General features: G+C 65.7%; 12 protein-coding genes, 1 tRNA gene and 1 pseudogene. 8 read left to right on the top strand and 6 right to left on the bottom strand.

The genetic code is table 11. From position 1 onward, the window contains the following. Positions 1 to 78 precede the first annotated feature (78 nt). Positions 79 to 164, top strand: a tRNA-Leu gene (locus E1202_RS17405). Here the strand turns inward: E1202_RS17405 and E1202_RS17400 are convergent. From E1202_RS17400 to E1202_RS31480, 3 genes are all read right to left on the bottom strand, one after another. Next, a complete protein-coding gene (locus tag E1202_RS17400; RefSeq protein ID WP_132684212.1) occupies positions 146 to 1,912 on the bottom strand; it encodes a recombinase family protein in 1,767 nt (588 codons plus the stop codon). The two genes, E1202_RS17405 and E1202_RS17400, sit on opposite strands and share 19 nt — an antisense overlap. 151 nt (positions 1,913 to 2,063) lie before the next feature. Continuing rightward, a complete protein-coding gene (locus E1202_RS17395; protein WP_235878562.1) occupies positions 2,064 to 4,214 on the bottom strand; it encodes an FtsK/SpoIIIE domain-containing protein in 2,151 nt (716 codons plus the stop codon). Then, positions 4,211 to 4,531, bottom strand: a complete 321-nt coding sequence (locus E1202_RS31480; protein ID WP_165943881.1) for a hypothetical protein — start codon at positions 4,529 to 4,531, stop codon at positions 4,211 to 4,213. Before E1202_RS31480 ends, E1202_RS17395 begins: the two co-directional genes overlap by 4 nt. Before the next feature lie 318 nt (positions 4,532 to 4,849). Here E1202_RS31480 and E1202_RS17390 point away from each other — a divergent pair, with 318 nt between their 5' ends. Further along, positions 4,850 to 5,950 (top strand): IS110 family transposase, encoded by a 1,101-nt coding sequence (locus E1202_RS17390; protein ID WP_132684211.1) that lies wholly within the window; start codon positions 4,850 to 4,852, stop codon positions 5,948 to 5,950. A gap of 15 nt (positions 5,951 to 5,965) precedes the next feature. On the opposite strand, the pseudogene E1202_RS32215 reads toward E1202_RS17390, so the two are convergent. From E1202_RS32215 to E1202_RS17375, 3 genes and pseudogenes are all read right to left on the bottom strand, one after another. Next, a pseudogene (locus E1202_RS32215) lies at positions 5,966 to 6,301 on the bottom strand (hypothetical protein); the annotation flags it as partial. Continuing rightward, the gene (locus E1202_RS32835) at positions 6,298 to 6,498 is read right to left on the bottom strand and encodes a hypothetical protein (protein WP_328590993.1); all 201 of its coding nucleotides are present in this window, start codon (positions 6,496 to 6,498) and stop codon (positions 6,298 to 6,300) included. The gene E1202_RS32835 and the pseudogene E1202_RS32215, both read right to left, overlap by 4 nt. 128 nt (positions 6,499 to 6,626) lie before the next feature. Next, positions 6,627 to 6,866 (bottom strand): WhiB family transcriptional regulator, encoded by a 240-nt coding sequence (locus E1202_RS17375; RefSeq protein WP_328590992.1) that lies wholly within the window; start codon positions 6,864 to 6,866, stop codon positions 6,627 to 6,629. A 413-nt stretch (positions 6,867 to 7,279) separates the two neighbouring features. Here E1202_RS17375 and E1202_RS17370 point away from each other — a divergent pair, with 413 nt between their 5' ends. The 6 genes from E1202_RS17370 (at position 7,280) to E1202_RS17345 (ending at position 13,196) form a co-directional block, all read left to right on the top strand. After that, complete coding sequence (locus E1202_RS17370; protein WP_132684208.1) at positions 7,280 to 7,663, top strand: helix-turn-helix domain-containing protein; 384 nt, start codon at positions 7,280 to 7,282, stop codon at positions 7,661 to 7,663. Positions 7,664 to 7,873: 210 nt separating this feature from the next. After that, positions 7,874 to 9,397 (top strand): transcriptional regulator, encoded by a 1,524-nt coding sequence (locus E1202_RS17365; RefSeq protein WP_408006677.1) that lies wholly within the window; start codon positions 7,874 to 7,876, stop codon positions 9,395 to 9,397. Beyond that, the gene (locus tag E1202_RS17360; RefSeq protein WP_132684206.1) at positions 9,382 to 9,753 is read left to right on the top strand and encodes a signal peptidase I; all 372 of its coding nucleotides are present in this window, start codon (positions 9,382 to 9,384) and stop codon (positions 9,751 to 9,753) included. Before E1202_RS17365 ends, E1202_RS17360 begins: the two co-directional genes overlap by 16 nt. 437 nt (positions 9,754 to 10,190) lie before the next feature. Beyond that, positions 10,191 to 10,808, top strand: coding sequence for a hypothetical protein (locus E1202_RS17355; protein WP_132684205.1), 618 nt, complete (start codon positions 10,191 to 10,193; stop codon positions 10,806 to 10,808). A 453-nt stretch (positions 10,809 to 11,261) separates the two neighbouring features. Continuing rightward, the gene (locus E1202_RS17350) at positions 11,262 to 11,528 is read left to right on the top strand and encodes a hypothetical protein (protein ID WP_132684204.1); all 267 of its coding nucleotides are present in this window, start codon (positions 11,262 to 11,264) and stop codon (positions 11,526 to 11,528) included. A gap of 1,047 nt (positions 11,529 to 12,575) precedes the next feature. Beyond that, entirely contained in the window at positions 12,576 to 13,196 is a 621-nt protein-coding gene (locus E1202_RS17345; protein WP_132684203.1) for a TMEM175 family protein, read from the top strand. The last annotated feature ends 35 nt before the right edge of the window (positions 13,197 to 13,231 follow it).

Genomic DNA, 13,231 nt, shown 5'->3' with positions numbered 1-13,231 from the left:
CGAGGCCCAGATGACCATGAGCTAATCTATTAACACAACACAGCGGGAACGCCCCGGAAACGGCGGCAGACCCGAGATGTCCGAGTGGCGGAATGGCAGACGCGCTAGCTTGAGGTGCTAGTGCCCTACTAATGGGCGTGGGGGTTCAAGTCCCCCCTCGGACACGCACACTATTCACCCGGTTCGCCGGGTGAATTTTTATTTCGGCGGCTCTCTCACCGGGCTCGTAGCGAACTTGCAGGTCAACGGACTCGTAGAGGCTGGCCAACCGCTCGGGTTCGGCGCTCGACAGCGCCGACCGGACGTCGCCGAGAGAATCGACCATCGCGTAGATCTCGGCCTCGGAGATCGCTCCGCTCGTCGTCGGTGTGTTCTCCAGTTCGGCACGAGCGGCCGCGCGCTCTGCCTGGGCTGTGTTGATCACATCGGTCAGCGCCGCGGGGTCCACTCCGGCACCGATCGCGTCCTGGAACCGGCGCAGCCGGGCCTCGGCGTCAGCCAGTCGCGTTTTGGCCGCTTCGAGGGACACAGACGACTCTCCGGGCGACTCCTGTGACTCGACCAGCGCCGCCACCGTCTGATCGATCTGATCCGGTGCGAACAAACTACCGAGCCACCCGTTAACGGACTCCCTGAGAAGGTCCTCGCGCAGGTACACCGCTGGCGGGTGCTCGGCCAGCACCGGCGATCCCGGGGCGAGCGTCCGGGCCGGGCATCGGTAGTACATGCCGTGAGCACGAGGGCTGCCTTCCATCTTCCGACCGCACACCGCGCATCGGACCCGTCCTCGGAACAGGTACGTCCGCTTCGTCGCACGCCCGCTGCGTTCGAGCTTGCGGGCGGTCCGCAACTTGCCCGCGCCTTTCGAACGGCGGAGCAGCTGGGCTTGGGTGAAGTCCTCGACGCTGATGATCTGGGGGTGCGCGGGCTTGCGGGAGCGCACGACGGACTCGCTGCCTGCTCGGCGGAAGCGGATCACGTACCCGGCGGCCACGTCGTCCGAATCGATGAGCTGCTCCTGCCTGGTCCAGCGCCCGAAGAACGCGTAGCCGGTGTAGCGAGGGTTCTCGAGGATCGCCCGGACCGTGCTGCCCTGCCACCCGTCAGCCAGCCGGTGCCGGTTCTGCTCCGGCCGACGAGCCGAGGGACACGGGATGCCGTCGCGGTTCAGCCCGTTGGCGATCGCGCGGTCGCCCCTGCCGCTGAGGTACTCGGCAAAGATCCGGCGCACGACCTCGACGACCTCCTCGTCGATGGCGAGCACCTTCAGCCGGTACCCGTCCGCAGCCCGGGAGGGGTTCGGGTGCGGGCCGGCGTCCACGACCTTGTAGCCGTACGGTGCCCGACCGCCCTGGTGGCGACCTTCGTTGAGCACCTGAGCATCCATGGCCGCCCGCACCCGGGCCTGCACGTGCTGGCGCTCCGACTCACTCATGCCGCCGAGCACGTTCATCAACATCTTGTGCGACGGGTTGCGCTCGTCGAACTTCCCGCCGAGCTCCGGCACCCACAGCTCGACTCCGTGGGCGGCGAACTTCGGGGCGATCAGCGAGAACTGGTTGCCGAACCAGCACCGAGTCCCTTCACCCACCACAACGGCGTTCCACCCGCGGTTCGGGTCCTTCAACGCCGCCAGCAGCCGCTGCGCCTCGCGACGCCGCTCCCACGGCACCGACCGCGACTGCCCCACGTCGAAGTACTCGGCCGCGATCGTGCCGCCCAGCGGCTCGACGAACTTGCTCGCGTTGCCCAGCTGCCATCCCAGAGAGGTCTCGGGGTCTTGGTTGTCCTCGGTTGAGCAGCGTCCGTAGAACGCCACTGGCCCGATCCCTTCCTCGACCGGCTCGACCGCGTCGACACCGAGCAGCTCATCTAGCGTCGACCAGGGGTCTCCGCTGATTTCAACAGTCATGTGATCCCTCCACCCGGAGGCCCATCCGGAGCCTCGACCTCGGTCAGCTCGATCAGTATTGCTAGCAGTATGCGGCTCGTTTCCGGTGTTAGTTCAGGCAGATCGTCTGGAACCCGTACCGTGATGGCATCCGGATCTCGATCGTCGGCCGTCATTGCTGATCAGCCTCCGACTCGCGAGCCGAGCTGATTTCATCAGAGATGCGGTCCACGGCGGATCGGATGTCCGCGGTGAAGTAGCCGCGCACTCGTCGGAGCTCGCCCGTTTCGTCCGGGATCCGGTGTCTGGTCGGTCGGCACTCGAGCTGGCCCATCTGCTTGGCGAAGGTGCCGGGTTCGACTTCCAGGGCTTCGGTCAGTTCGGCGCTCGGCACGAACTCGCGCTGGTCGAGCTCGTCTCCGAGGTGGTCGACGACGGAGGCGAGTGGCTCAGGTAGCTCGACGACCGTGCGGTCGGGGCCACCTGGTCCGCTGCCCAGCGCCTTGACGACGGCCGCCCGGTCGATCGCGCGCGGTCTGTCATCGCCGGCCGCGTGGCCGCTCAGGGTGCCCGCAGCCTCTCGCAGTGCCCGGCCGCGATCGCAGATCGATCGCCACTCCGCGTTGTCCATGTAGAAGGTCCGAACCGTCACGGCGACCGTGTCGCCGCCGGACTCGGCTTCACCGTCGGGTCGGAGGATGCCGACTCCCTTGTGGCTGGGTAGCAGTGTCGAGGCGTCGAAGCCTCGGGTGTTCATCTGCTCGCCGAGGACGATGTTGGAGTCCCGCCAGTCCATGACCCGCAGCGCGAAGCGGGAGCCCAGCACAGCACGCAGCCGAGAGGGGATGGTGTTGGAGTCCGGTCGCTGCGTGGCCAGGATGACCACGATGCCGACTGCCGGTCCCTTCCGGGCGAGGTAGGTCAGCAGGTCGGCGATGTAGGCGCCGAGCGTGGTCTTCTTGCCTCCGATCTCCTCCTTGGTCGGGTTCTCCAGGTAGACCTGGACCTCGTCGATGATCACCGCGGTGATGGGCATGCCCAGTTCGCGGTCCCGCGAGATGGCCGGGGTGATCTTCGACTCCGGGCAGATCTCGTCGTCCAGCGCGGACATCCGCGAGAACCGCGCCTGCACCTCAGCGACCAGCTCGACCAGGTGATCGCGGACGGCTTCAGCTTGTTCTTGCTCGTCACCGCAGACATAGCGGTGTGCGACGGCTTCGGCTGCCTGCCAGTCCTTTCCGCCTTTGCCGTCGAAGACGTACAGCTGCGTGAACGGGTCGAGGATCAGGCCAGCGGCAGGCAGTCGGCTGGCGCAGGTCTTGCCCTGCCGAGGGATCGATCCGACGATCAGCGACGTCCAGACCAGCTGCAGATCGATCCGCCTACTGCGCGCGTCCCTCCCGAACGGGATGGCTCGCCAGGCATCCCAGTACTCCATGTCCAGCAGCGGGAACCGCAGCGCAGGCCCGGAGTACGGGTCCTCGTCAGCCACCCACAGGAACACCCGGCCGGCATGACCACCTCTCCCCCGTACTCGCTCAACGAACAGCTGCAGCTCATCCACCGCCAGAGCCGAAGCGAGGGCTTCGCGGTGCTTGATGACGTCGGCAGCTTTGCGCGTAGCGGGGAGGTCGACGGTGACGGCCCACCCGGAGCCGTCGTGGGCGGCGCGTTCGACGAGGCGAAGCGATTCGTCCTTCCCGATGAGCTTCGCGTCCCGGAACGCGTCGACCAGGATCTGCGGATCCATGGTCCAGGTCAGCGTCCGTGGCCCGGCGAGCACCGGCTTACGCCCGGGCGCCCCGTCCTTTCGCCGTCCGTACACGGCCAACGCGACCGCGCAGACTCCGGCGGCAGCCCACATCGCGTGTCCGCCGTACACCGCGTACCCGACCGCGAGCACGGCGCCGACGGCCAACGTGACCGCACCGGTCACCTTCCAGCGGAACAGGGTAAGTTCACGGATTTCCACGAACTTGTCCGCGAGCTTCTCGGACTGCTCTGCCGCCTCGCGGTAGTCGTGAACGCGGACCCACTGCCGCCAACCGCGGACCGCAGCCACCAGTCCACGGGCGACTGACCGGAGGAACCACCAAGGCGAGCGGATCAGGAACGACAGCCCGTCCATGAGCGCGTGCTTGGCGGCTTGGCGTGACTTCAGCGCCGCAGGTACGCGGGGTGAACGCAGCCACCAGTTCATGAACCGTTGCCAGCTGGTGAGCTGCGGTTCGGGCTCCGGGACGTCGTCGATCAGTTCGGCGTTGAAGATGTGGCGCTCCACCTCTCGGGACGCCGCCGGAGCAGGCGCCATCTTGTCGTTCATTGCTGCTCCACCTCCGCGGACAGCGCAGCCGCGAGCCGTGAGGACAAACCGCGGGAACAGCCTGTGACCTCGCGGATCCAGGCTGGGGTGACCGTGATGTCCGGACGCCATGCCTCGCGGGCTCGGCCGAGGTACTCGTCGAAGGAGATGCGTCGCTTGGGGTCCGGTGAACGAGGGACAACCGGCTCCGGCACCAGCTCGCTGTCGGCGTTCACGGATGCTGCGCGGACAGCCGCGGTGAGCTTGTCCCGGAGATCCGTGACCGCTTCGGCAGCGACGAAGACGACCAGTGGCGGCACGGAATGCAGGACCACCATGTCGGCTGCTCTGGCGGCGTAGGCGCCCCAGGTGTTCTGTGAGTGTGTTGGTCGGCGGTTTCGGTCTGGTCCGCCTGCAGGATCGGTGCCGGTGATCGGGAATGACCCACAAGTGTTTTGGTCGCCGCGACAGCGGGGCGTGCCTTGGTCATGACATGTCTTCTCGGTCGCTGGCGCCGTCCTGCTCCGCTGGTTGGCTTGATCAGAAGCTTGTCCGCGGACTTGTCCGCGTGACTCCTCACAGAAGTGCCGCTCGGCGGTCTCCTGCCAGGCCGGTGTCGAAACCCATGCCGATGCGGGAAGGAGCTCTGCCGCAGGATGGTCATGCTGGCCGATGTCATCGATGCCGTCGTGGGAGCCGATACCCACCGCGACACTCATACGCTGGAGATGACGACCGCGAGCGGTGTCACGCTGGCGACGATCACCGTCCCCAATACCGACGAGGGCGCAACGCGAGCACTGTCCTGGATCACCGAGCACGCACCCGGACCACGGGTCGCCGCCGCTGTCGAGGGCAGCCGCAGCTACGGCGTAGGTCTGGCCCGCGCGCTCAACACGGCCGGCGTGCGCGTGATCGAGGCCGAGCAACCCACTGCCCGGCAACGCCGGCGCGGCAAGTCGGACCCAATCGATGCGCACCTGGCCGCGCTGCAGGCACTGCGCTTGGATGCCGATCAGTTGCCCACTCCACGCGCCGATGGGGACCGCGAAGCACTCCGGATCCTGCTCGGCGCACGCCACGAGCTGACCATGACCCGCAGACGCGCCATCAACCAGCTGCGCGCACTGCTGCTGACCGGTGACGACCACGAGCGCCACCTGGCCCGCGCGAAGCAGTTCAGCAACGCGCGCCTGCACACCCTCATCCACCGTGAGGCGACCCCCAGCGAGACCCGGGAACAGGCCGTTCGCCGTGATGAAGCACGCCGCCTGGCGCTGCGAGTCCGCGACACCGCCACCGAACTGGCCACCAACCACCGGCGCATGACCGAGATCGTGCGCGAGCTCGCTCCCGACCTGCTGGCCAAACTCGGTATCGGACCGGTCTCGGCCGCCCAAGCCCTCATCTCGTGGTCGCACCACGGACGTTGCCGCAACGAAGCAGCCTTCGCCGCCCTGGCAGGAGCCAGCCCACTTCAAGCCAGCAGCGGACGCACCATCCGACACCGGCTCAACCGGGGTGGCGACCGCGCACTCAACTGCGCCCTGCACGCCATCGTGCTCACGCGATGGCGCAGCTGCCCACGCACCCACACCTACATCCACCGCCGCCGCGCCGGAGGCCGCTCCGACCGCGAAATCCGCCGCATGCTCAAGCGCTACGTCGCCCGCGAGGTCTTCCGCACCCTCAACGCCACAAACCCGCCCCGAAACACCCCGGATAGACGCGGTCGAGCGAAACCCACCGCTCCTTGACACACATAGAAGCGTCATGACGTACGTGGCCGCGAGCGTGAACCACTTCGCGCCACGAACCCAGCCACCGGTGCGGATCCCGTACCGGGCGGTGACCTGCTCGGCCCGCAGGATCGCCAGCAGCACCAGCGACACCATCGGATCGAGCAGCCACGCGGCCAACCACGGCAGCGACCAAGCCGCAGCACCATTGGCCGCGAAGCTCTGGACGTTGGTCATCGTGAACGCCAGGCCAAGCAAGATCCCGCTCCAGCACAACCGGTCGACCTGTCTGCGCACCTGTTCAACGGCTTCGGCGTCGGGGCGGGTGAGCGGCCGGCGCCGCTCACCCGCTGTCTGCGGCGCGCTCATCGACGCCGCCCCTTCTTCTGCTGCGGCATGTCGACGGCGGTCACGGTCAGCGCTCTGGTCAGCGTGTACGACGCGAACAGCGCAGGAACACCGAGCACCGCGAGCAGCAGTCCTTCGTTGCCGGGATGCTTGATCACGATCCACTGCACGCCGACGATCGCCGCAGCCGTGACCACCACGCGCCCGGTCAGGGACATGAACCGGACGCTCGTCCGAGCGGCTTCGCTAGCTCGCCGGGTGGCCTTCGCACTCGCCCGCCACACCATGACCAGCGCGAACAAGCCGCCAAGCACAGCCAGAACTTCCACGGGGGTCAGTTGGAGCATCATCGCGCAACACCCCTCTCGGCACGCTCGCCGCGGCGAAGCCAGTGCGGGTGCAGCTCCCGACGGTCGTCTGCCGACAGCCCACCCCAGACACCGACGGTGTCGGCACCGCCGGAGCGGAGCTCCGGTTCGAGGCATTCGTCGGCGACTGGGCAGCCCTGGCACATCGCTGCGGCGAGCTCGCGGTCGGTCAGCTGCTGGTCCAGCCAGGCGGGTTCGTCGGCTGGGAACTCCGTCATGCAGATACCGTGGCCGCGAACGCAGCCAGTGAGCAGCGCTGTCGGTGCCCAGCGCAGGCGGTCGAGCCGCCACGCGATACCGATGAGCCAGAGGTCGTTGTAGGAGGTCATCACTTCCGACCTCCGTCCTGCGCCACCGCGGCACCGGCCAGGAGGCGGGTCAGCTCGCTCGGTTGAGGATCCAGGCGGCTCGGCGGACCGAGTAGAAGTCGCGGCGCCCGTTTTTCGGCATGGACGTACCCATTGAAGAAAGCCCTTCGAAACATTAGGAAGCTGATTTCAACAGTCATTAGTTGATTTCAGCTCTCGATAAGCATGAGAATTCCGGGCCGCGCCCTTTCAGGCGCGGTCATGTCACGAAATGCGTCACGGAACGGCTACCCTCTGCGCGAAGGCGGAGCGCGGAGGAATAGGTGTCGGAAGACTGGGCGGCGGTCGCCAAGGCCATCAACGAGCGCGTGAACGAGCTCGGCTGGCGACAGCGAGAGCTCGCGGAGCGCTCGAACGTCTCGCAGGCGATCGTCCGCGAGATCCAGCACCACGTGGTGGAGCGCAGACGGAGCGCCCGCACGCTGGAGTCGCTGTCCATCGCGCTCGGCTGGCACCCCCAGCACCTGCTTTTCCTGCTGCAGGGCCGAAAGCCGTCCGAAGCCGACGAACCGATCTCGGACACCGCCGACACGGTCTGGTCCCGTTTGGACTCGCTCGAGCAGCGCATGGAAGAGATCACCGAGCGGCTCGACGACCTCAAGGGCGACCTCGCGACGGTCATCGAGCACGTCCGCAAGAACCGTTAGCGCCGGGTGGTTCCGCTTGCTGTTTGCTTCGTTTTCCATGCCTCCAATTCCAGGCCGAATCCGCCGGGAAACCGATGCACGAAAACCCCTCAGCCAGTGCTCAACCGATGCTCAACCAGTGCACAAACCCACCGCGAAGGGCCGAACGCGATGAATTTGGTGTCCAGCTGGACGGGGCGGACCGCCTGTGCGCTGCAAGGTGCGATGCGAATGAGCAACGACGAGTTCGCCGCCCACCTCGGAATCGGTTTGCGCACGGTTGCCGGCTGGCACGAGAAGCCGAACCGCCGGCCGCAGTCGGAGATGCAGCGCACCCTGGACACGGCTCTGGCGCAGGAAGACGACGCCATCAAGGCCCGGTTTGCGGAGCTGGTGAAGGACACCACCGATGCCCCAGCGGAGCCGGCGGTCGATGAGGCCGCAGCGGCCGACGCCGAGAAGCGGCTGAGCGCTGACCCCGACATCGGAGCGGCACTGGATTGGCTGGACGAGCACGCGGGATGGATGCCTGGGACCGCGCGCAAGGAAATTGCGTCGCGGCTCGCGCGCCTCGACGTGAGCGAACTGGGGGCCAGGGCAAGCCGTCGAGGGCGCGTTGATCAGCGCAGCGTCGCCGACGTGCTCGGCAAGTACTACGGCACGAAGGCCGGCGAGCATGGCCGGTATGCGGCCCGCTACGACGTTTCCCACGCTGAGACGAGCGTTCTGACCTGCCCTGATTGGCTCGATCTTGGGTGCCCGTTGTTCGCGAGGCACGACCGACTCAAGGTCACCAGCTCGGCGCGCGACGTGTTCGCCGAGCTGGACTCCGGCGCGGCGGGCCGCGCGGTGCAGCGATTGGCGGAAACCCTGGCCATGGGGACACGGCTGGTCGACAAGCCGCTCTACCGCCTGCTCGACATCTCGCCCTCGCCGGATGCGATCAACGGCTTGGTGGGCACGTCGCGGTTCGTCGAGTACGCGGTCACCATGGACCTGCTCGAGGGCGAGCTGGTCGACGCGATCTCAGCTGACGCCGCGACGGCCCACAAGTCCCTACCGCTGCGCGATAAGTACCTGCCCGACATCTCCTCCGTGACGGACGTGGCCAACCGACTTTGCGCCGGTGGTCCGCTCGCACTGTTCGCAATCGCCCGGCCTGCCAGTCCGTTCCGTGGCGAGGCCGACTACGTGCTCCTGGTGCAAGAGCGCTCGGGCAACGTGCTCAACGCAGCACGCCGACTGGCGGTCATCCCCAAGGGCTTCCACCAACCGATGACCGATCTGCGCGTCGACGCTCAGATCGGCGCGACCCTGCGGCGGGAGGTCGAGGAAGAGCTCTTCGGCCGAGACGAGATCGACAACACGACCAACGACCAGCGCTCCGCCGACCCGATGCACCCGAGCCGGGTGTCGGAGCCGATGCGGTGGCTCATGGAGGATCCGAGCCGACTCCGCATGGAGTGCACCGGGTTCGGCCTGAACCTCCTGAGCGGCAACTTCGAGTTCGCCAGCCTGATCGTCATCGACGACGAGGAGTTTTGGGAACGCTACGGCGGCCGGGTCGAAGCCAACTGGGAAGCGGCCGGCCTGCACCAGTACTCGAGCCGCGACGGCGACCTGATTTCCGAGCTCATCGCTGATGTAGCGTGGAGCAACGAAGGGCTCTTCGCCCTGCTGCAAGGACTTCGACGGCTCGCGCAGATCGGCGGCGACCGGGTGAGTCTGCCGTCGATCGAATGGGAGGTTCGGTAGTGAGCCGCAACTGGCACCACGGAAACGCTGCAGAAGACGGCAGCGAAACCCGCGGCTGGCTACTCGGCCACTTCATCGACCCCACCGAAGGCGGAGTCCGTTCCACTAAGGACCTCGAAGTCAAATGGGGCACCCACCCCGCCGGCGACAAGCGCCCCGAGTGGACCACCGACGACCAGCGCACCACCCTGCTCCTCCTCGTCGAAGGCCACTTCCGCCTGCACCTCACCGAAGGCACCGTCGACCTCGCCAAGCAGGGCGACTACGCGGTCTGGGGCCCTGGCATCGACCACTCCTGGGAAGCGATCACGGACGCCGTGGTCGTCACCGTGCGCTGGCCATCTGCCTCGAACTAGCCTTTGGCATAGCCACTTACCGCTCATATCTGACGGATTAACCTTCGGCCTCTTCGGAGGTTTGACAAGCTGTGTCGCTGCTCGTTATAACCAGGCTAGATCGCGAATGCAAATGGCCAATGAGGACAATTCTTCGCCGCCGTTCGACATCGCTTGGAACACGTAAAGCGCACGGATGATCCTGTCCTTGGATCCCGTTTCGCCGACCGTTGCGATGAAAAAAGCGGCGTGACGTAAGTCACACCGCGTGCACTGGCGCAGAGTCGATCAGGGAGCTACACTTCTCGGTTGACGAGTCGCAAGTGAGGTGTAGGCCAAAACCTTATGTCTTAACCGCAAGTACGACCTTAGGGTGAGCATCGCGAGATGGCAAGAGGTTGTAGTCAACTTCACTCTCCCGATTGGCCTACTACCTCTTGACGAGAGGTAGGAGCTCTGTGAGTCCGGTCCGGATCAGCGCCCCATCGTTCCTCGACTACATGCACAGCACGCCCCGCGGTTGCATCAACATCGTCAAGAGTCAGCGCAAGATGTACCTCGACCAGGAGAGCAAAGGCGACATCTTCTACGGCCCCTTCCGCACTGCTCTCCGGCAGTGCTTCAACTCGGTCACGCCTCCGCTCGTGATCGCTGAAGCGGTCAACCATGCAAACGAGGCGCAACAGCCTCACTTTGCAGAGCTCGAAGCAGGCTTCATCCGCTGGTGGCGCAGAACCAAGGCCACCGGAGTCAGGGTTGCCAACAGCACTTGGAGGAACGGCAGCCTTGAAGTGAAACTTCACCGCCTGATCGGCCTGCGGTACTCCGCTGAGAAGACCGAAGTCGTCTTCCCCTACGTCAAGGAACCTGAGCTGACGCCAGATGCCGCGAACCCCATGCTGCGTGTTCTCGAACAAGAGATGCCCAGCCTCCTGCCGGGTGCTCGGCCCATGCTCCTAGATGTACGCCGCGGCAAGCCCTTCCGATTGCGGCGCAACACCAATCGCAACGACCTCGACGCACTTCTAGCTGCTGAAGCCGCCAAATACACCACGCACTGGCAGTCCGCCGCATAACGACGCTCCACGTCGCGGACGAGAAGCCATCTCTCAGCCAGCGCGCTGCCGAGCCTTCGCCGCGCACCCGAAGGCTCGGCAGCGGCCTCGGTCACATGCAGAGGAGCAACGTGGTCTACGTCAGGCCGGTACACCAAGAAAGACGGAACTAGGGTCCGGGGACACATCAGGGGGCTTCCTTCCGCCGGCGGACAAAGCCCTTCCGGGCTTGGTCTCGCAGCACTAATCATCGGCGGGCTGTTCTTCTGGGGAGGCACACCAGATAGCACCAGCACCCCGACGGCAGCTACCTCCTGGGAAGTTGACCGGTCCACCGTCACACAGATCAATACGTCACACGATGGAGAATGCAGCAATCACGCCTACGGCCAAGTGCAACAGTTCTTCAAGCAAACCCCATGCGTCGAGCTTCATCGCACCTTGCTAAGAGCCTACGACCATCAAGGAAACACGATGCTGATCGCGGCCTCACGTACCGACATGTCCAGCTCGAACTACGCCGACGCACTCAAACGGCTCGCTGACCGCGGCGGATCAGGCAATGTCACCGACCTAGCCCGGGAAACGCCCGGCTACGACGCCACCAAGTTCACCGGTCAGAACTACGCATCACAAACGCACGGCCCCTCAGTCCACATCGCCGAAGCCGAGCCCCTCACAGGCAGCCCTAGCACCAGCACTATGCGTGACCTCGCAAGACAGGCGCTCGACCACCTCTAAGGTTCACATCCATCGCGGCCCCAGTCCACCAAACTGGGGCCGCGGCCAGCCTAATCCTTCACAAGCCGCAACCACTACTGGAAACCCGAATCCTCTGATGGCGTCTATGTCTCCCTCGATGGTGCTCGTCACTTGCGAATATGTCTCATACGCTGCAGAGGAGGGGCTTTAATCCGCACCGGCATGCCTCATCATTTCGGTCGTTCGAGCTCGGTTTTTGGCGATAAGTTGGCAGTCTGGCGGTGGCTATCGCGACGTCTCTCGATCGCCAGCAACCCTCGCTGAGGGGTCATCGCTGGCGTCAAACGTACCGGGACGATCGTAGGCTTCACTAGCGCATCGCAGCCCGTAGGCAATGGCACGCCCGAGTGGTGCGGTGTTGATCCCGCACGCCTCAGCGAACTCATACACATCGAAGTTCGGATCGGAGTGACGGAGCACCTGGGCGGCAACCCACATCACGTTCAACCGGACACACTCAGTTTCGCCCGGATCAAGGATCTTGTGGTTTGAGCGGCCGTGATCCCACCTCGCCTGGTGACCCGCCTTGTCGGCCCTGTAGGGAGCGTCGCTCCAGTCGTGGAGCGAGATTTCGGCTGCGAATTCCTGGGCGAGACGGCTGAGTGCCATGATCCCTCCGGATGTTGAGGAAGTTCCTCGTACGCGCGGTGAAGTAATGCACCCCCAATTCGGCCATACCTGGCTACCTCCAAAGGAGGGCCTTTGGTCCCTACCCCGCCGACCTGGCGAAGCCCTCATCAGGCCGCGTGGATGCCGATGGGGTGAGGACAGAGCAGCCACGACCGAACCGCAGCCGATATGCCTGTCGGTCTCACCCTGCGGCGGGGCCCGTTGCGCCGGCCTCGGACACAACAGGCAGGCGGGCCGCAGGGCCCGCCATTGACGAAGAATGAAACCCTGAGCACGAGCACAGCGCATCAATGTCATCGCGTTCCTGGCCGAAGCACCTTCGCTCTCATGGCGGTGTAAACCAGCTCGAATCTAGGTCACCGTGCTCGACGGCGGGATTTCGGTCAGTCTCGGGACGTGGCGGTCGAGGACGACGACTCGGGGCAGGACGGGCGGGTGCTCGCCCTGTCCGACGGCGTTTTCGCGATCGCGGCCACCCTGCTCGCCCTCGACATCCGCGTTCCGGAAGGGCTCAACACCAGCAGCCTGCACGACGCGCTGCGCGGGCTCGCCCCCGACCTGGCCGGTTATGCGATCGCGTTCCTGGTCATCGGCGTGCTGTGGCTCGGACACCGCGCGTTGTTCAGCGACATCCGGCGCATCGCCCCCTCCGTCGCAGCGGTGAACGTGGTGCTGCTGGGCTTCGTCGCACTGCTACCGTTCCCCTCGTCGCTGCTGGCCAACTACAGCGACGAATCGGTCGCGGTGATCAGCTACGCCGCCAACGTCGCAGCGATCTCAGCGTTGCAACTGGTCATCGTCACCATCGCGCGTCACACCGGGAGCTTCCGCGCCGGGACGCAGGCGCTCTCGGCCTACGCACCGTCCGCGGTGACGATCGTCGGCTTCGCCGCGTCCATGCCCGTGGCGCTGGTTTCTCCCACGTGGGCGCCTATGTGCTGGCTCATGCTGATTCCCGCCCACGCGACCATCGGCCGCATCGAGAACCGCAGAGCCCGCAACGCCCGGGAACCCTAACGACGGCCTACCTTTCTCCGAAAGCTCGGGTTTGG

It is taken from the genome of Saccharopolyspora karakumensis, assembly GCF_004349225.1.
Classification (GTDB): domain Bacteria; phylum Actinomycetota; class Actinomycetes; order Mycobacteriales; family Pseudonocardiaceae; genus Saccharopolyspora; species Saccharopolyspora endophytica.
Note: the sequence above shows the minus strand (reverse complement) of the source record. Positions and strands in the feature narration are given on the sequence as shown.